Origin of the sequence: Fictibacillus nanhaiensis (assembly GCF_023715445.1) — a bacterium.
GTDB classification, from domain to species: domain Bacteria; phylum Bacillota; class Bacilli; order Bacillales; family Fictibacillaceae; genus Fictibacillus; species Fictibacillus nanhaiensis_D.
The window spans coordinates 278901-295971 of the sequence record NZ_JAMBOD010000001.1; the positions used below are offsets into that span (position 1 = coordinate 278901).

17 protein-coding genes, 1 pseudogene and 1 riboswitch are annotated in these 17071 nt (G+C 37.8%); of the genes and pseudogenes, 10 read left to right on the forward strand and 8 right to left on the reverse strand.

Annotated elements, in window-relative coordinates:
• The first annotated feature begins 196 nt into the window (after positions 1-196).
• Positions 197-1108, forward strand: coding sequence for a sulfite exporter TauE/SafE family protein (locus M3196_RS01450; protein ID WP_251320481.1), 912 nt, complete (start codon positions 197-199; stop codon positions 1106-1108).
• Positions 1109-1149: 41 nt separating this feature from the next.
• Positions 1150-1254, forward strand: a riboswitch (SAM riboswitch).
• A gap of 222 nt (positions 1255-1476) precedes the next feature.
• Complete coding sequence (locus M3196_RS01455; protein WP_251320482.1) at positions 1477-2799, forward strand: homocysteine synthase; 1323 nt, start codon at positions 1477-1479, stop codon at positions 2797-2799.
• 342 nt (positions 2800-3141) lie between these two features.
• On the opposite strand, the gene M3196_RS01460 is transcribed toward M3196_RS01455, so the two are convergent.
• The 3 genes from M3196_RS01460 to M3196_RS01470 all read right to left on the reverse strand — a co-directional run bounded on the left by M3196_RS01460 (position 3142) and on the right by M3196_RS01470 (position 6487).
• Positions 3142-4017 (reverse strand): LysR family transcriptional regulator, encoded by an 876-nt coding sequence (locus tag M3196_RS01460; protein ID WP_251320483.1) that lies wholly within the window; start codon positions 4015-4017, stop codon positions 3142-3144.
• Positions 4018-4353: 336 nt separating this feature from the next.
• Positions 4354-5718, reverse strand: a complete 1365-nt coding sequence (locus tag M3196_RS01465) for an LVIVD repeat-containing protein (RefSeq protein WP_251320484.1) — start codon at positions 5716-5718, stop codon at positions 4354-4356.
• A gap of 154 nt (positions 5719-5872) precedes the next feature.
• Positions 5873-6487 carry a LysE/ArgO family amino acid transporter gene (locus M3196_RS01470; protein ID WP_251320485.1) on the reverse strand — a complete coding sequence of 205 codons (615 nt, stop codon included), beginning with the start codon at positions 6485-6487 and terminating at the stop codon, positions 5873-5875.
• A 37-nt stretch (positions 6488-6524) separates the two neighbouring features.
• Here M3196_RS01470 and M3196_RS01475 point away from each other — a divergent pair, with 37 nt between their 5' ends.
• Positions 6525-6701, forward strand: a complete 177-nt coding sequence (locus M3196_RS01475) for a hypothetical protein (protein WP_251320486.1) — start codon at positions 6525-6527, stop codon at positions 6699-6701.
• A gap of 137 nt (positions 6702-6838) precedes the next feature.
• Positions 6839-7384, forward strand: a complete 546-nt coding sequence (locus tag M3196_RS01480) for a DUF421 domain-containing protein (protein WP_251320487.1) — start codon at positions 6839-6841, stop codon at positions 7382-7384.
• Positions 7385-7463: 79 nt separating this feature from the next.
• On the opposite strand, the gene M3196_RS01485 is transcribed toward M3196_RS01480, so the two are convergent.
• Together M3196_RS01485 and M3196_RS01490 are read right to left on the reverse strand one after the other, a co-directional pair.
• Complete coding sequence (locus tag M3196_RS01485; protein ID WP_251320488.1) at positions 7464-7670, reverse strand: capping complex subunit for YIEGIA; 207 nt, start codon at positions 7668-7670, stop codon at positions 7464-7466.
• A gap of 4 nt (positions 7671-7674) precedes the next feature.
• On the reverse strand, positions 7675-8583 hold the full coding sequence (locus M3196_RS01490) for a YIEGIA family protein (RefSeq protein WP_251320489.1): 909 nt from the start codon (positions 8581-8583) through the stop codon (positions 7675-7677).
• Positions 8584-8867: 284 nt separating this feature from the next.
• Between M3196_RS01490 and M3196_RS01495 the strand changes: the two genes are divergently transcribed.
• Positions 8868-9584, forward strand: a complete 717-nt coding sequence (locus M3196_RS01495) for a 2-phosphosulfolactate phosphatase (protein ID WP_251320490.1) — start codon at positions 8868-8870, stop codon at positions 9582-9584.
• 43 nt (positions 9585-9627) lie between these two features.
• A complete protein-coding gene (locus M3196_RS01500; RefSeq protein ID WP_251321696.1) occupies positions 9628-10092 on the forward strand; it encodes a DUF441 domain-containing protein in 465 nt (154 codons plus the stop codon).
• Between the two features lie 2 nt (positions 10093-10094).
• Here the strand turns inward: M3196_RS01500 and M3196_RS01505 are convergent, their stop codons facing one another.
• Positions 10095-11354 (reverse strand): MFS transporter, encoded by a 1260-nt coding sequence (locus M3196_RS01505; protein ID WP_251320491.1) that lies wholly within the window; start codon positions 11352-11354, stop codon positions 10095-10097.
• Positions 11355-11603: 249 nt separating this feature from the next.
• Between M3196_RS01505 and M3196_RS01510 the strand changes: the two are divergent.
• Positions 11604-12654 (forward strand): annotated as a pseudogene (locus tag M3196_RS01510) (mandelate racemase/muconate lactonizing enzyme family protein).
• Between the two features lie 40 nt (positions 12655-12694).
• Here M3196_RS01510 and M3196_RS01515 read toward each other — a convergent pair.
• Positions 12695-13519: a phosphosulfolactate synthase gene (locus M3196_RS01515; protein ID WP_251320492.1), complete on the reverse strand. Its 825-nt coding sequence runs from the start codon at positions 13517-13519 to the stop codon at positions 12695-12697.
• A gap of 80 nt (positions 13520-13599) precedes the next feature.
• Positions 13600-13896: a hypothetical protein gene (locus M3196_RS01520; protein ID WP_251320493.1), complete on the reverse strand. Its 297-nt coding sequence runs from the start codon at positions 13894-13896 to the stop codon at positions 13600-13602.
• A gap of 317 nt (positions 13897-14213) precedes the next feature.
• Here M3196_RS01520 and M3196_RS01525 point away from each other — a divergent pair, with 317 nt between their 5' ends.
• From M3196_RS01525 to sat, 3 genes are all read left to right on the forward strand, one after another.
• A complete protein-coding gene (locus M3196_RS01525) occupies positions 14214-14978 on the forward strand; it encodes a sulfite exporter TauE/SafE family protein (protein ID WP_251321697.1) in 765 nt (254 codons plus the stop codon).
• Positions 14979-15187: 209 nt separating this feature from the next.
• Positions 15188-15913 carry a phosphoadenylyl-sulfate reductase gene (locus M3196_RS01530; protein WP_276531195.1) on the forward strand — a complete coding sequence of 242 codons (726 nt, stop codon included), beginning with the start codon at positions 15188-15190 and terminating at the stop codon, positions 15911-15913.
• 14 nt (positions 15914-15927) lie between these two features.
• The gene (gene sat, locus M3196_RS01535) at positions 15928-17070 is read left to right on the forward strand and encodes a sulfate adenylyltransferase (RefSeq protein ID WP_251320494.1); all 1143 of its coding nucleotides are present in this window, start codon (positions 15928-15930) and stop codon (positions 17068-17070) included.
• Position 17071: the final 1 nt, after the last annotated feature.

The window sequence follows — 17071 nt, forward strand, 5'->3', positions numbered from 1 at the left end:
TATCACATCTGAAAAGGATATCAAGCCCTAATTTTTTTATTTTTATTTTTTTCTGAAAAATTTAAACCAGCAGTTGACAATTTGTCTTTTTGGAACATATAGTAATAACTAAAATTTCATCCGTATCGCTGATCGGAAAAACCGAAGGCTCTTAACACGACTTGTTAAGGGCCTTTTTATTTTGAGGAGGAATTTGATGAAAAAGTTAATAGTACTAGCGCTTATTGGACTCATGGCACAGCTGATCGACGGCTCACTCGGAATGGCATATGGAGTCACTTCGACTTCTCTGCTCTTAGTTGCAGGGATTGCGCCTGCAGCTGCATCCGCCTCCGTCCACCTTGCTGAAGTTGTGACGACAGCCGCATCCGGAGTTTCCCATATTAAGTTTGGAAACGTTGATCGACAGGTGGTTCTCCGCTTAATTCTGCCTGGTTCGATCGGTGCTTTTTTGGGAGCTTGTTTCTTAAGCAGCCTTCCCGGAGATATTGTGAAGCCATATGTTTCTCTATTTCTTATTATTCTTGGAATCTATATTTTGTATCGTTTTCTCTATAAACTCGGAGAAAAAAAGAAGGCACCCGCTGAAAAATCTTTTACAAATAAACAGCTTATGCCTCTTGGTCTACTGGCAGGATTTCTGGATGCTACAGGCGGCGGCGGTTGGGGTCCTGTAACAACACCTGTCCTTATGACAAAGGATATGAAAACTAGAAAAGTCATAGGATCTGTGGATACAAGTGAATTTGCCGTAGCCGTTTCAGCTTCGGTTGGATTTTTTATTTCACTAGGCTGGGAGCAAATCGAATGGCTTTGGGTTGGTGCATTGATGGCTGGCGGTATTGTTGCAGCTCCCATTGCGGCATGGCTCGTCCGATTGATTCCTTCACACGTTCTAGGGGTTTTAGTTGGAGGACTCATCATCATAACCAATACGAGGACGCTGCTTTTGACTATTGGTTTGTCATCAAACGTTATGTTTTCCATTTATTTTGTTCTTGCAGCATTTTGGGCAGTAGGTATCATCTATACAGTAAAAAGCTATCCGGAAAAAAGTGATGCCGAAAATAAAAATCCGAAATTTTTAAAAAATTCAGTTGACTATTGATTACAAGCTATGTATTATAATCCTTAATTCAATATTCAATCTTCTTATCCAGAGAGGCGGAGGGACTGACCCTATGAAGCCCGGCAACCAGCAGAGATGCATGGTGCTAATTTCAGCAGAACAGCTAACGTTCTGAAAGATGAGACTTCGATCGTGTGAAATCATCGGGACCTCTTCTTTTGGAAGAGGTCTTTTTTGCACTATCAGAGCACGATGATTTTCGACTTCGCAACAAGTTTAGGTCGATAGTATACGTGCAACTAAAGCTGACGCAAAAGGATTGTCAGCCAAGTTTTCTTTAATGGATAAGTTGATCTGAAATTCATATTGGATGACAAAAAATTTAAACGTTGAGGAGAGATTTGAAAATGAGCGAACAAAACGAAAGAAGCCAAGAAAGACAATACGGGTTTGAGACGATTTCATTGCATGAAGGACAAAAGGTTGATCCCGCAACTGGAGCACGTGCCGTTCCAATTTATCAAACTACTTCGTACCAGTTTAACAGTACTGAACATGCTGCAAACCTTTTTGCCTTAAAAGAATTCGGGAACATCTACACACGTTTGATGAACCCTACACAAGATGCATTTGAACAGACCATCGCTAAGTTAGAAGGCGGTGTGGGAGCACTTGCTCTGGCATCAGGTCAAGCAGCGATTACAAATGCCATTTTCAATATTGCAGGTTCAGGTGATGAAATCGTTGCCTCCACTTCTCTATATGGCGGAACATACAATCTCTTCTCTGTCACTTTACCAAAACTCGGGATTCAAACACAGTTTGCTGACATCGATAATCTCCAATCGTTTAAAGATGCGATTACGGAAAAAACAAAAGCGGTTTACGTTGAAACAATCGGGAATCCAAAGATTGATGTAGCAGACATTTCAGCTATTGCTGATATTGCTCATGAAGCGGGAGTTCCCCTTATTGTTGATAATACACTTGCAACTCCTTACCTTTGCCGCCCAATCGAACATGGCGCTGATATCGTTGTTCACTCCGCAACCAAATTTATAGGCGGTCATGGTACATCTGTTGGTGGTGTTATTATTGATTCTGGTAAATTCGACTGGAACAACGGTAAGTTCCCAGGTTTAACGGAACCAGATCCAAGCTACAAAGGAATCGTGTATACAGAAGCATTCGGCCCGCTAGCTTATATTTTAAAAGCTCGTGTCCAGCTGCTTCGTGATTTGGGATCATCGATCGCACCGTTCAACGCATTCCTGTTTATTCAAGGTTTAGAAACATTATCACTGCGCTTGGAAAGACACGTAGAAAATACCCTTAAGGTAGCACAGTTCTTGGAAAGTCACCCTTCTGTGGACTGGGTAAACTATGCAGGACTTCCTAGCAGTCCATATTATGAGCTTGCACAAAAATACCTGCCTAAAGGAGCTGGAGCCATTCTTACGTTCGGTGTTAAAGGCGGCGTAGAAGAAGGCAAAAAATTAATCGAAAATGTGAGCATCTTCTCTCACCTGGCTAACGTAGGAGATTCTAAGTCATTGATCATCCATCCTGCGAGCACAACGCATCAGCAATTATCAGAGGAAGAACAAAGAAAATCAGGAGTTTCACCTGAATTAATCCGTCTGTCAATCGGTATTGAGACAGTAGACGATCTTATTTATGATCTTGACCATGCATTAAAAGCGATCGCACTTTCTCCTAGTGGGCTATAACAATGAAAGAAGCTCAGAGCATATTCGTTTATGCTCTGAGCTTCACCAAATGTAAAATAATGTTAAATTATGTGATGAGGAGAAGAATTTATGTGATTATAACATCTCTTACCTCATAAGCCCAAATTACCTGTGATTATAAGTTTCATATTGAACTTTCCGATCTGCAGCATTCAATTTTTCAAAATAACATCTAATATTCTTGTCCAATGTGCCATCTCTTCTCATTAAATTTTATGAGTTTTCATTTATTTCTTATCCACCTGTTTTTTCCCTTCCAATAAATACCAAATTCACTTGAGTTGTAATATATATGATATGAAAAGGTCATAATTACCTGAATCATGTGAAATGTTCGTTTAACCATAAGGTCGATACTGCTATAAATTTTTCGGCAGCTGGCGAAAGATTTTTAAAGGACATCGAACCAATACCGATAGAGGATATTGCTCGATCATCTGAAAGGGGTATTTTTTTTAACCCATTAGGAAGATTATGTAAAGCGATGTCTGGCAGGATGGCTACACCAAGGGAGTTTTTTACCATCGAGATAACAGCCTGTTCATCATCCAAATGAAAAGCAATTTCTGGATAAATTTTATTTGATTTCAAAATATTATGTATGATTTTAAGGGTAGAATTTTGAAGAATCAACTTCTCATCCTTCAGTGCATTTGGCTTTATAGAATTTTCAGCACCAAGATGGTGGGTTTCCGGCACAACACAGCTAAACGCTTCTCGCTTTAAATGGAGAACCTCCATATCTGCAGCAGGCAGCAGTAAAAAACCGAAATCTACAATCCCCTGAGAAATCCACATAGAGATTTCCTCCTGTTTCCCCTCCACAACGTCTACTTTTATATGCGGATATTGATCCATGAATTTTTTCAATATTCCGGGAAGCCATTCAACAGAAATTGATGAAAATGTACCGATCCTAACAGTCCCTATTTCTAGTCCTCTTATTTCCCCAGCCTCCTGAAGCATTTTTTCGTTTAAATATAGAATCTCCCTAATATATAACAACATTCGTTCACCGTTTACGGTTAGCCTGATACCTGCTTTGTTACGTGTTAATAAGGAAAGTCCCAGCTCTTTTTCCAAGCTGGAAATGGCATGACTTACTCCAGATTGGGATATATTTAACGATTCACTTGCTTTTGTTAAGCTACCAAGTTCTACTACTGTATGATATATTTCATATTTGCCTATCGACAAATTCATCCCTCTTTATATTAGTTTTACTCATAATATAACATAATAAATGAATTATTTTCATTATTTTTCGACAAAGATAGAATAGTTTCGTCTTTTTGGACCATCTCTTCCAAGTTGAACTTTGAGATCTATTCTATATTCAACTTCGGAATCACTTGGCAGATTTGTAGCCACACTTCTCATTTTTAAAACTTCCTACTTAACTTCCCTAGGGTATTGCACTCTTTTCCCCATAAAAAACACCTCTTATGTATAGCGTTTAACTATACGGCATAAAAGGTGTTTTTTCTCAAGTCTCACTTTTAGGGTTTATTGTTTCTTTCTATTCAAATAACTCTATTCTTCCCCATCCATTTGCTGAAGAACTTTCAATCCAGTCCCCATATCTGATGCGTATACATAGTCACCAGCTACATCAACACCCCAGATGTTTGATCTTTCTGGGATATACTTCCCGATCTCTACGGGGTTGCTAGGGTCTGAGATATCAACAGAGCGGACACCACCGCCATAGTGAGAAAGGTAGAGTGTATTACCTTGTACCTTCGGATCATGAACCGTGTTTGCAAAAGTTAATCCATACTGAACATCATCTACAAGCTCTGTTCTAAACTCACTTAATAACTTAGGGTTTGTCTTGTCCTTTATATCAAAAATACGTGTGTACCCATAAGCCTGTTCATAGCCTTCTTTTGTCGGATTATACACTTCACGTGTTTCAATCAGCACATTACCGCCTTTAGCAAGAGCTGCTGAGTGAGCAGAACCTTGCTGATAATCTGCAAACTTTGTTCTGCCTAAATATGTTGGATTCTCAGGATGATTGATGTCTAAAACAATGGTTCCAAGATCCCAAAATGACAGATAAGCTGTTGTACCATTTACATCAGCCATTGTGCTGTGATTGAAAACAGCTCTGTTCTTACCATGTTCATCTGTCCAGTTATAACCGTCAAAGTCCTCCGGCACCTCAGGCAATGACCGTGGATCAAACTGATAAAGGGTTTTTGGATCTGCAGGATTACTTACATCAACAAGCTGAAAGTCCTTTTCTTCACCATGCGTGTAATAATCAGCATATGGATTAGCAGTCAGAACAAGCGGCTTGCCGCCTTGTACCGTTAAATATAGTTCATGTGTTCCTCTTACCTTCTTGTCGAGAGCCCAAAATCCTAGCTTTTTAGGCTGGTATGGATTTGTTACATCATAAAGAAGGAACCCCCCGACAGAATCAGGATTGTGGGTATCCAGCTGCTGAACACTGACAACAGCAAGGTCACCTTTAAAATGTGATGTGTTTACACGTTTTACGATTACTTTTTCCTGCCAAGTTCCCGGAATATCATCAGCAAATGCTGCTACTTCTTTCGGGTTTGCTGGATCTTTCAAATCCCATACACGTACACCGCCTTCACCGCCGCTTTTTGTATGTGTTCCCGTGTATGCAAAGCCTTTATGTACATAAACGTCTGCTGTACTATTCAGTTTGCCGTCTTTTTCCTTAATTTGAACGGCCGCGACCTCTTTCCAATTAAAACTCTCGGACCCTTCAATGGTTGATTCAATGGCTTCATAACCAGGACCTGTTCCCTTTTCTATGATGTCTGATCCTAGTTCATCATGAGCTAAAACGAGTGACCCGAGGCTTCCAAGAGTTAGAGCTGCAGCTAAACCAACGCTTAAGACAAATTTTCTGTTCATAAGTACCTCCCATTAAATTAGTGAGTTTCTATGTAAATTATTTCAAAATTCTAAAAATAAACATAGAGTCAAAGGAAGGATTTAACAATTCGGCTTATCTTGTAAAAATAAGCAGTAAGGTTTATACCTATCATTTATGACCATGCTAAATAGACTAAAAAACCTTAAACGTAACAAAAAATAGGTAGAGGGTTATGAACCATATAATCAAGGCAGACACTTTGTTGATCAGATTCTGCACCTTACCTGCAGTGTCTATTTTCCCTACTAATCTCCCAGTCAGGGTAAGACCTAGAAACCAAATCCATGACACTGAGATACATGATAACGTAAAGACCAGCTTTTCCGTTCCTGTATAAACAATTGAACTAGTTCCGATCACACCAATTGTATCTAAAATGGCATGCGGGTTTAACAAAGAAACTGTAGCAGCAAACATCACCTGCTTTTTCGGCGTCATACTTTCTGTCGAAGCTTGTGTATGAGTTTTGCTAGACCAGATGGTCCACCCCATATACAATAAAAACAGAATACCGGCAACCATGATCGCTAGTTTTAGAGAATGTAATGTAGAAATCAATGCAGATACACCTGAGACCGCTAAAAGGATTAATAGAGTATCACACACTCCTGCAGTAGCAACAGCTGGTATACTGCGCAAAAAGTTTGGCTGCTGTGCTCCTTGGTTAAAAATAAAAACATTCTGTACCCCTAACGGCAATATAAGTCCAAACGCTAAAATAACACCGTGTAGTAAGGCATTTTCCAAAAGAAATCAACTCCTTAATACTAGTGGAGGTAAAAAAATGTACACAAGTCAAATACGTTCAAAAAACCCTGACCGCAAAAATGTGAATACAACACTTAGCCAATCTCTCTATAAAGAGATTAAGCTTTTAGCAAAAAAACTGGATCGCCCCGCAAACGAACTGATCGAAGAAGGCATGGTCCATGTGTTGAATCAGTATAAGAAAAATAAATAAATATTTACGGCGCTCAAGCTTTATTCTGAACGTTGTCTTTTCACTTTGTCAATGTATATTACAACGTCTAAATAGTAAGCGAATTGGACAAAAAGTATAATAGAGATCTTACCTAGTCTGTTATGGATGTGATATTTTTGAATCCGTATGTTGAAGTGGTTATGAGGTCAATCATCGTCTTTTCTTCTCTTTTTATAGCCGCAAGAATTCTTGGCAAGCATACGGTCTCCAGGATGACAATTTTTGATTTAATTGCTTTTGTTACGCTTGGTTCGGTCACTGCAAACCTTGCTTTCGCTATCGAAATTGAAACCCGCTATATTTTTATTGTATTGACGATTTTCGTGTTCCTTATCTACATATCTGCCTTTATTTCTTTGAAAAGCAAAAAAGCCCGAAAGCTTGTTGCGGGCGATCCAACTGTCGTCATCGAAAACGGAAAAATTTTAGAGCACAACATGAAAAAGATGCGGCACACGCTTGATTATTTAAATCAACAGCTTCGGCAAAAAGATATCTTCTCATTAGATGAAGTGCAGTATGCTCTTGTTGAAAATAACGGCTTGCTCTATGTTAAGAAAAAGGAACAGCATCTGAACATTACACGTTCCAGTACGGTTTTGTCCAAAAATCAAAGTGTTGTAGAATATTTTGCTCAATATATATTTTTGTTATTAATTTAGGTGGAACTAATGCGTGATAAATTCTAGGTGAATATTGTAATAAAAGCACCCACTTTTTACTTTTTTGTTATTCTCTTGCCTATTCTCTAATGATAAGAAAGTCATTTGTTTTCATTCTGACGATTTCCGCTTTTAATGCTTTTGCAATATCAGCTGTCATTTCCTTTTGCTCCTCTTCGTTCTGTGCTAATAATGTAAGAGGTTTTCCGGAAAGAACACGATCCTTATTAAGCGTAATAACAGCAAGAATGTCATATTTTGGATTTATCTTTGACTCTCTTCCCATATTTTTATCTTCCTTTCAGATTTGTTTTCATGACGGAATTTGGCTTTTTGACACTTTCTAGTAATGGACATTTTTTTACAACTTCAATGAAAGCATCCATATCTTTTTTTATGGGGACAAGAGCAACGACTACTTTTCCATTTTCAAAGTCTCTCCTTGTAAAATGATAACGTTTTAAACCCAACGTTCTAGTTGCTTCAAAAAGAACTGCTTGACGTTGACCAAAGTTTTCTAGGTTGATACGAAAATGATTTTCATTTGGAGTAATTACAACCGCCATTCCTTCTTCTTTAAATAGCTTTTGTGCTTGGTCACTTCCCAATTGATTAGTGATAAACATTCCATCTACAAAAAGTTCAGATCCCTTAACTTCAATTTTACCGGTTTTAACTTGAGCAATATCACCAATTGTTTTTCCTTTTGATATTCTAACTAACAAAAACAGTAACAGAAGACCGACTGCAATCCCTATTATTATTCCAACCCATCCTTTAAATGGGACAATTTTGATTGTTATAGATGTAACTAAGGCTACTACTAATGAAAAATAATTTCTTGCTTCGAATGTTTTAGCGATGCCATCAATATAAGCTTTTCCTCTGTATGTATATTCCGTTTCTTCTAAGTCCATCAAACTTTCTTTTTCCATTTTACGAACATCTCGGAATTGCTGGATAGCTAATGATAAAAAGGTTACTGCTATAAAGTTTTTACTTAACAGTGCGGGAAGAGCTACTGATCCTAATGACGCAGAAACAAATCCAGTTATTAAATGAATTAAATAGCCATTTGGATAACTTGGATACTGGCGGAAATCCTCTTTTAAAGTTATTATACGAGCGAAAGTTCCAATGAGGATCGCTGTAATAATAATGTTTAAATCCGATGCAGCTAAAAACTCTTTCCCTGGCATAATCACACCTACATTTTTTTATTTAATAGTTAGTAGTTTAAACAAAATGCTTAAAAGCATTCATCAATTCCTATCCATTCAATAATTTGTAAAATATCTATCAACGTTTAACAAATCCTCTTATAGGACAAATTTTTTTATCTATTTCTTCGAGAACTAAAATAAGGGTTTTTAAATAGTTATAACCGAATATATTCTAAAAAGGACTTGCACGTCTAATTTTTTGTAGAGTATGTAAACATTAGTTCTTAACCTTAAGAGTCTTAAAGGAGAGGAATTTGCGTATGCAAGTTAAAACGATATCAACAGTTGGAGAGATCAAACCTGAACATGTAAAAGGTCGGACGGTGATCGTAATTGATGTACTAAGAGCATCAAGTACAATCGTTGCAGCTTTTGACTCCGGCATCAAATCCATTATCCCTGTTAAGAAGGCCGAGGAGGCACTTGCTTTACGCTCTTTAAATACTATTTTAGCAGGGGAATGGCATTGTAAAAAAATTAAAGGATTCGACTACAATAATTCACCTACAATTCTTAAGACAAAAAAACATACAGGAAAACATCTTGTTTTATTAACTACAAATGGTACTCAAGCAATGGAAAAAGCTGCTCAAGCAGACAGGCTGTTAATTGGTTGTTTTCTCAATGCATCCGCTTGTATAAAAGAAGCATTGGTTCAAAATAGTGATATTACAATTTATTGTGCAGGGACACGAAATGAATTTTCTTTTGAGGATGGACTTGCAGCCGGCATGATGATTCATTTAGTAAAAAAACAGGCATCTTCCATCGTAACCTGTGATTTTTCAGATGCAATGGAAGCCAGCTTTCTTCAGCTTGCAAATAAATTGCCTCAACTCCTTTTTACAACCACTACCGGTAAAAGGCTGCTTCAGAACCAATTTGAAGAAGATATTCGATATTGCGGCCAGACAGACATATCTCAAATTGTTCCTATATTGAAAGGAAATAGAATACTTTCATTGTCGGACACATAAACCTTTAGAGTAGAAATTGGACAGGGGTTGAATATCATTGAATATGTCTTCAGGTGAATTATCACTTGTAATTCTTATAATCATAGGTTTAGTCGGCCGCTCACCGATAATTGCCACAGCTGCTAGCTTCTTGATGGTGTTGAAACTGTCTTCACTGGAACGTTTCTTTCCAATGTTGGAAAGGCGGGGATTAGAGCTAGGCCTTTTGTTTTTAACAATTTCTGTTTTAGTACCATTTGCAAGCGGAAAGATTAGCGGGAAAGATATTTTACTCCTCCTTACTACACTTTCAGGAGCTGTCGCCCTGGCAGGAGGAGCGCTTGCTACTTATATGAACGGGAAAGGATTGGAAATGCTTCGTGTTGAACCACATATGGTTGTCGGACTGGTAGTCGGTTCCATCATCGGGATTGTCTTTTTGCGTGGAATTCCGGTCGGCCCTCTAATGGCAGCCGCAATTACCGCTTTATTAATGAAAATAATTTACGTAGTATCAAAAATTTTCTAGTGTCAGGAAGTTGGCACTTTCTCTCTTTTTTTAAATAAAGTTCCCAATTGTTGCTTTTTTTCTGTTTTACTTCCATTACTCTTTTCTGGTCTAATTAAAATAAAGGCTAAAATTAAGGTGACCAAGCTTAAAGCAGCCATGGTTAAAAAAACTGTCTTATGTGAAATGCTCATTAACCAACTAAACAGAGGCGGTCCGAAAGCTACACCAAGAAAACGAACACTTCCATATAGAGAGGTGATCATACCTCTTTCTGCTTTTTCAACGGCTCCAGTAATCATTGTGTTTAAACAAGGCAGCAATAGACCTGTTCCAACACTGCCCAAAGTTAAAAGACCAATCAAAAGATATATTTGTTGAAAGAAAGATACAACGATCATTGACCCTGTTAATATAAATAATCCTATGACCATTAACTTGCGGATTAATGGTTTGTTCTGTTTTATTTTAGAACCGGTAATATAAGCTGTGACCACCATTCCCAATAATGGAATGGCTAGAATACACCCTTTAATAATACCGTCAATTTTAAATCTCTGTTCCAAAATATCTGACATATAAAATAAAACACCAAAAAGAATAAATAAGCCTACTGAACCTACAAAAAATGCAGGAATCAGCCATTTCCCTTTATCTATGAATATCTGCTTCAACGCCCCGAGATATTCAGGAAGAGCTTTTCCTTTCTCTTTTTTCTTTTCCTTCACACCAAACCAAATAAAGATAGCCGTTGCAAAACAAAGAATTGGAAAGGTGAAAAATACCGCAAACCACGTAATAAGAGCGATGGCAGATCCAATAATCGGCGATAAGATCTTTCCTACCCCGTTGGAAGACTCGATGATACCAAGGGCTTTACTTTCTTGCGCCCCTGAATATAAATCGCCGATCAGAGCCATAGCAATCGGTGCCGTACCCGCTGCTCCAATTCCTTGAATAATCCGTCCCAATAGAATCATCATGTAGGAATTATCCATTAACCAAGCTGATAATCCTGAAACGATTCCCCCGATTCCATAAATCACAAGTGAACCAACAATGATCCACTTACGACCAAATCGATCGGATAAATATCCAACTAAAGGAATGATCAAACCTGCAGCTAGAGAAAACACCGTAATGATTAGGCTTACTTGAAATTGAGATAAATCCAATTTTGTTTTCATGGTGGGAAGTACTGGGACCAGCATAGAATTTCCTAGTACCATTACCATTGGTATAAAAGCTATAGCAATCATGGCAACAGTTCCCTGTTTTTTCATTTTACTTCCTCCAAATTAATTTTCATTTTCTTAATTACCTTTTCCTTTAACTCATTTTTTGATTCAAAACAATGAATACATGCTAATTTTTTTCACAACCTAATTTTGATTACATAAAAAAATTTACTCCATTAAGAATGGTCCTTTATACTTTTTAGCTCTTTTATTCGATTGTCCCCTAAATAAATACATGAAAATGTGGTTCTTACCGACTATGTTTGTGTAAATGAAGAAAGGCAGGCAACTCATTTGAAAATTAAAAATGTAGAAACCTTTCCGTTGCTGTATAAACTTCCTGTTCCATATGGTGATGCAAACGGATATAAAAAATATCGTTCATGTTTTTTATTTAAAATTACGACAGATTCTGGAATAGAAGGATGGGGAGAATGTGCCGATTGGCTGCCAACGCTAGAAAAGGGGTTTCATGATCGTATCATTCCCTATCTGCTAGGGAAAAAAGCGACAGACAGGATTCAGATTGTAACCACTATAAAAAAATGGAACAAAAGATCGGCCTCTGGAATCAGCATGGCACTTACAGAAATTGTTGCAAAATCAGCAGGGCTTTCGGTTTGCGATCTATGGGGAGGGAAGCTGAGAGATTCGATTCCCGTCTATGCTTCATTTCAATCATATACGGAAAAGGAAGACTGGATAAACCATTCTTTGAAATTAATTGATCAAGCGATATGCAGTGGATTTAATAAGATAAAGGTTAAAATTGGCGGAAAAAGGCTGCAGGTGGATTTGGCTCACATCCAATCAGTCCAGAGCATGTTGGAAGAAAAAGTTCAACTTGCACTTGATGCGAATCAAAGTTATGATGCTGCAACAGCACGTGAATGGGATCGTTATTTTAGGAAGTGGCCAAATATGTTATGGATCGAGGAACCAATACCGATGGACCGGTTGGAAGACTATAGACTATTACGTACCAATTTGTCAATTCGGGTCGCAGGGGGAGAAAATCTAAAATCAACCGCCAATAGATGGATATCGAGAAACCATTCATCTATCCCGGGCTTTTGGCATACAGAGCTCCCCTCATACATTTGACGGTCCACTTTCAAGACTATATGCTCTATTAGTCCAAGCTTGCCTGCCTCCATGGAGTAAAATGGATAATGACAATATCGAGCCTGTTGAATGGGATGTGATGGATAATCCGTTTACTTCACTTCTTTCGGTTAAGCCAACTAACGGTACGGTAACCATACCAGATGGAATGGGCATAGGAGCATTGCTGGATATGGACAAATTGGATTATTATCGATGGGATGGGACTGTCTATCATTAAAAAAACTGGAGTGCATTTCTCCTCCAGTTTTCATAACTAATTAATCAGTCTGTAAAATAGATCCGGGTCTGTCTGTTAAGAAAGTATCGAATCTAAGCCCCCTTCTTAAGCATTCAAGATTAAAGGCGTCTTCAAAATGGATATTCCCCAAATTTACGTTTCTTCCCCAAAAATGAATTAAATCGTTTTGTTGTTGTTTTTGCGGAGCTTCCCATATCAGATAGTTTCTCATATGCATGGGAATCATTTTTTCGATTTCATGAAGAAATTCTTTATCAATTATTCCTTTGCTATTATAGATACCCACATCTTCACCCGATTCCCTTCCTTCCACAATCATGTAAGAAGCACCACATTCAAGATCGGAATAAAGAGTCCGCTTTAATTCTTTCACTTCAATTTGACTGCCAGTTGCTTTTTTACCGTGTTCGGTTATGACAGTAAACCCTTGATTAACAGCCTCGAGAATACACTTTCGCCGTTTGCTTGAAGGCATATCGATCGTACCGTCTGAAATTTCAATATGATCAAACCCAACTTTTTTCAAAAAAGAGAAATACTCTTTTATTAAACCCTTATGAAAAGCTATTTCAAATAATGTTCCACCAGGATATACGATTACATTCGCTTTTTTGGCCAACCGAATTTTTTTTTGTAATAGTTCCATTGGATACAGCATGGTTGTTCCAAAACCGAGTTTTATATAATCAATATATTGACCTGCAAGCTGTAGGATTTCTTCAAATAAACCTATACTTATTCCTTTATCAATTAACATCGTTAAACCAAGTTCTTCTGATCTATTTGCCCTTTCTCCTGATGGATCAATAAGATGTGGATGCCAGTCGTTTTGGGGATAGTTCACAAAATAGTCCCTCCCTATGGGTAATTGTCTACGAAACATCGTATGCATAACCGAATTAAGAGGTTCTATCCATATCTATATTAACTGTTTTCTTCTTCTCCGTTATCCATAGCAATTACCTCTCCGCCAAGATGGAGAAATAAATTCGGCTCTTTCTCCCCGTTTCCAAGAATGGATTTTTTTAGACCGTCAATAAATTTTGATGTGACATCAATAAAATTCTGCTTTTCTCCTTCATTATCCAACTGACCCATGATATAAAGGTCATTTTCACCTTTATACATGTAGGCAATGTACCCTACAGCTTTCCCGTTGGTGTCAACAATGTTTATGATTTCTCCTTGTGAATTGCAAAACTCTGGTTGTAAGAATATCAAAATTAAAAACTCCTTTCAGGAATGTAAACGTCCGTCGTATTAAAATCCTTAATAGTACTTATAGTGGCTATATAAAGCATAAAAAATACAAAACCAATGTAAGTGCCATATCACTCATGTATACTTCCCTTTCTTATCAATTTCTCCCCCCTTCTTCCATCACCCCGTGTATGTATACACCCTTTTCAATGATTAGGCATAGTATCAATACTGTAATCCCCTGAAGTGAGCAACTTTATGTTCCAATCTTGATTCTCCCTTTTGGTAAAAGAAAACCGCACAAGATATTAAAAACAAAAGTAAGTGAGTTGGGAATGATGAGTATAGATATGATAATAATGGGGTTTTTCGTTGGTTTTTTGGTAGGTTTAACAGGGGTAGGAGGAGCTGCTCTTTTGACTCCTATTTTGATCGTTGCAGGAATTAATCCGTCAATTGCAGTAGGTACTGATCTCGTTTACAATTCGATTACTAAATTTTTTGGCGCCATTCAGCATTGGAGACAAAAGACGATTAATTTCAAATTAGTGAAATACCTTGCTATTGGCAGTATTCCTAGTGCCGCTATAGCTATCGGCCTGCTGAATCACTTTAATGACAGTTTTCTAAATCAAGATCAAATCATAAAAAATGCACTCGGGTATGTTCTGATTTTAGTTTCCTTATCGATCATTGTTCGGATATTTTTCGATAATAAGTTAAGGCCAAACCGTATTCAATTAACACCAATTAAACAAAAAAAAGGACTTACTATTTTGATCGGTATATTATTTGGGTTTATTGTAGGGCTTACTTCCATTGGATCTGGCTCTTTGTTTGCAGTCGCGATGCTTTACCTGTACCAATTAAAGGGCTCGGAGTTGGTTGGTACAGACATTGCACATGCATTTTTGTTAGTTACAGTGGCTGGCATGCTCTATTTATCCGCCGGCAATATCGATTATCCACTTGTAATAAACCTGCTGACAGGCTCGATACCTGGTGTAATAATTGGTAGTACTTTGTCTGCCAAAGTAAAGACAAAACCACTACGTGCCGCTGTCGCACTGGTAATTCTCTTCAGTGGTTTCAAACTTTTATAACCTGAAAATAAAGAAAAATCGAAGAGGTATCTATCCGCTTCGATTTTTTGTTCCCCTAGCATTTTTTTATCTTGCCTTATTATTGGTCCGAATCTTATCTCTATTATGAAGCTTACAAGCTTATGGTGGAACCTAAGGAATGTACCTTTAATATAATAAAAACCGAGAATAATTATCCAGTATTACTAATAAAAAAAGGAGGGATGAGTATGACTGAATTTTCATACAAAAATCTTATGGATAAAGACTACGCAAGAATAAATAACACTCTCAGAGGAAGTGACTCATTAGATATTATTAAATGGGCATTTCAAACCTTTAAAAGTGAATTAGTCTATGCCTGCAGTTTTGGTGCAGAAGGGATTGTTCTCCTTGACCTAATAAGCAAAGTAAAGCCTGATGCAAACGTTATCTTTCTAGATACAAAAGTTCATTTCAAAGAAACGTATGAATTAATTGAACGTGTGAAACAAAAGTATCCCGCTCTCCGTATTGAATTGATTCAACCTTCACTTTCGCTTGATGAGCAAACAGCTAAACACGGGGATGCATTATGGAAGATGAATCCGGATTTATGCTGCAATATTCGAAAAATCCAACCGCTCGGGAACGTATTATCTAGTAAAAAAGCTTGGATGACCGGTTTAAGAAAAGATCAATCACCGACTCGCGCAAACATGCAATTTATCAATAAAGATGATCGATTTTTATCAATTAAAATCTGTCCGCTTATTCATTGGAGTTGGGAAGAAGTATGGGACTATATCATGCTGCACCAATTACCATACAATTCTCTGCACAAACAAGGATACCCAAGCATTGGTTGCAAGCATTGTACACTGCCTGTTAATGATGGAAGTGATCTACGCTCAGGACGATGGACCGGGTTGATTAAAACCGAGTGCGGTTTGCACCTCAATTCACCAAACAAATAAGGAGTGCTGTTATCATGAATGAGCCTCATGGAGGGACATTGGTTAACCAGGTGAACACAGACTATGATTTTTCATCGATTGAAAACGAAATCGAGATGGACCTTTTCGCTTTATCCGATCTTGAATTAATTGCAATTGGTGCCTACAGTCCAATTACAGGCTTTCTTGGAGAAAAAGATTACCAATGTGTATTAAATGAAATGCGGTTATGTACTGGTCACGTATGGAGTATTCCAATAACGCTTCCTGTCTCAGAATGTAAAGCCTCTGCCCTAATCGAAGGCGAGAAAGTAAAACTTGTTCATGGAGGAACCGTATATGGAATATTGACAGTAGAAGAAAAATATCGTCCTAATAAACAAGTGGAGGCTGAGAAAGTATATCAAACAACAGATCTCGCTCACCCTGGTGTGAAAAAACTCTGGCAACGGCCAGAAATTTACATTGCTGGACCCATTACACTTGTAAAACGCCCAACAAAGAAGGAATTTATTGAATTTTACCACGATCCAGAAGAAACGAGGAAATCCTTTAAGATGCTGGGCTGGAATACAATTGTCGGCTTTCAAACACGGAATCCCGTTCATCGTGCACATGAATACATTCAAAAATCAGCTCTGGAAATTGTTGATGGACTATTACTTAACCCTCTTGTCGGCGAAACAAAGGCAGATGACATTCCTGCTGATATTCGGATGGAAAGCTACCAAGTCTTACTTAAGAATTATTATCCAAAGGAGCGAGTACTTCTTGTGGTGTTTCCTGCAGCAATGCGTTACGCAGGTCCAAGAGAAGCGGTCTTTCACGCCATAGTACGAAAAAATTATGGTTGTACACATTTTATAGTTGGCAGGGATCATGCTGGGGTTGGCAATTTCTATGGAACTTACGATTCTCAACTTATTTTTAATAATTTTACCAAAGAAGAATTAGGAATTATCCCGTTATTTTTTGAACACAGTTTTTTTTGCACGAAATGCGGAAATATGGCTTCAACAAAAACATGCCCTCATAGTATCAATGACCAGGTAATTCTTTCTGGTACAAAAGTAAGGGAAATGCTGAGGAATGGAGAGGCACCACCTCCTGAGTTTAGTCGGCCTGAAGTCGCGGACGTGCTGATTAAAGGCATGAAATTGTCTTTACAAAATAAATAAA

Coding starts and splice junctions, on each gene's coding strand:
- M3196_RS01490 (WP_251320489.1), bottom strand. CDS start 8,583: ATGCCAGGGAAAGAGTTTTTAGCTGCATCGGATTTAAACATTATTATT.
- M3196_RS01455 (WP_251320482.1), top strand. CDS start 1,477: ATGAGCGAACAAAACGAAAGAAGCCAAGAAAGACAATACGGGTTTGAG.
- M3196_RS01500 (WP_251321696.1), top strand. CDS start 9,628: ATGTCTTCAGGTGAATTATCACTTGTAATTCTTATAATCATAGGTTTA.
- sat (WP_251320494.1), top strand. CDS start 15,928: ATGAATGAGCCTCATGGAGGGACATTGGTTAACCAGGTGAACACAGAC.
- M3196_RS01450 (WP_251320481.1), top strand. CDS start 197: ATGAAAAAGTTAATAGTACTAGCGCTTATTGGACTCATGGCACAGCTG.
- M3196_RS01485 (WP_251320488.1), bottom strand. CDS start 7,670: ATGGGAAGAGAGTCAAAGATAAATCCAAAATATGACATTCTTGCTGTT.
- M3196_RS01475 (WP_251320486.1), top strand. CDS start 6,525: ATGTACACAAGTCAAATACGTTCAAAAAACCCTGACCGCAAAAATGTG.
- M3196_RS01505 (WP_251320491.1), bottom strand. CDS start 11,354: ATGAAAAAACAGGGAACTGTTGCCATGATTGCTATAGCTTTTATACCA.
- M3196_RS01530 (WP_276531195.1), top strand. CDS start 15,188: ATGACTGAATTTTCATACAAAAATCTTATGGATAAAGACTACGCAAGA.
- M3196_RS01525 (WP_251321697.1), top strand. CDS start 14,214: ATGAGTATAGATATGATAATAATGGGGTTTTTCGTTGGTTTTTTGGTA.
- M3196_RS01495 (WP_251320490.1), top strand. CDS start 8,868: ATGCAAGTTAAAACGATATCAACAGTTGGAGAGATCAAACCTGAACAT.
- M3196_RS01465 (WP_251320484.1), bottom strand. CDS start 5,718: ATGAACAGAAAATTTGTCTTAAGCGTTGGTTTAGCTGCAGCTCTAACT.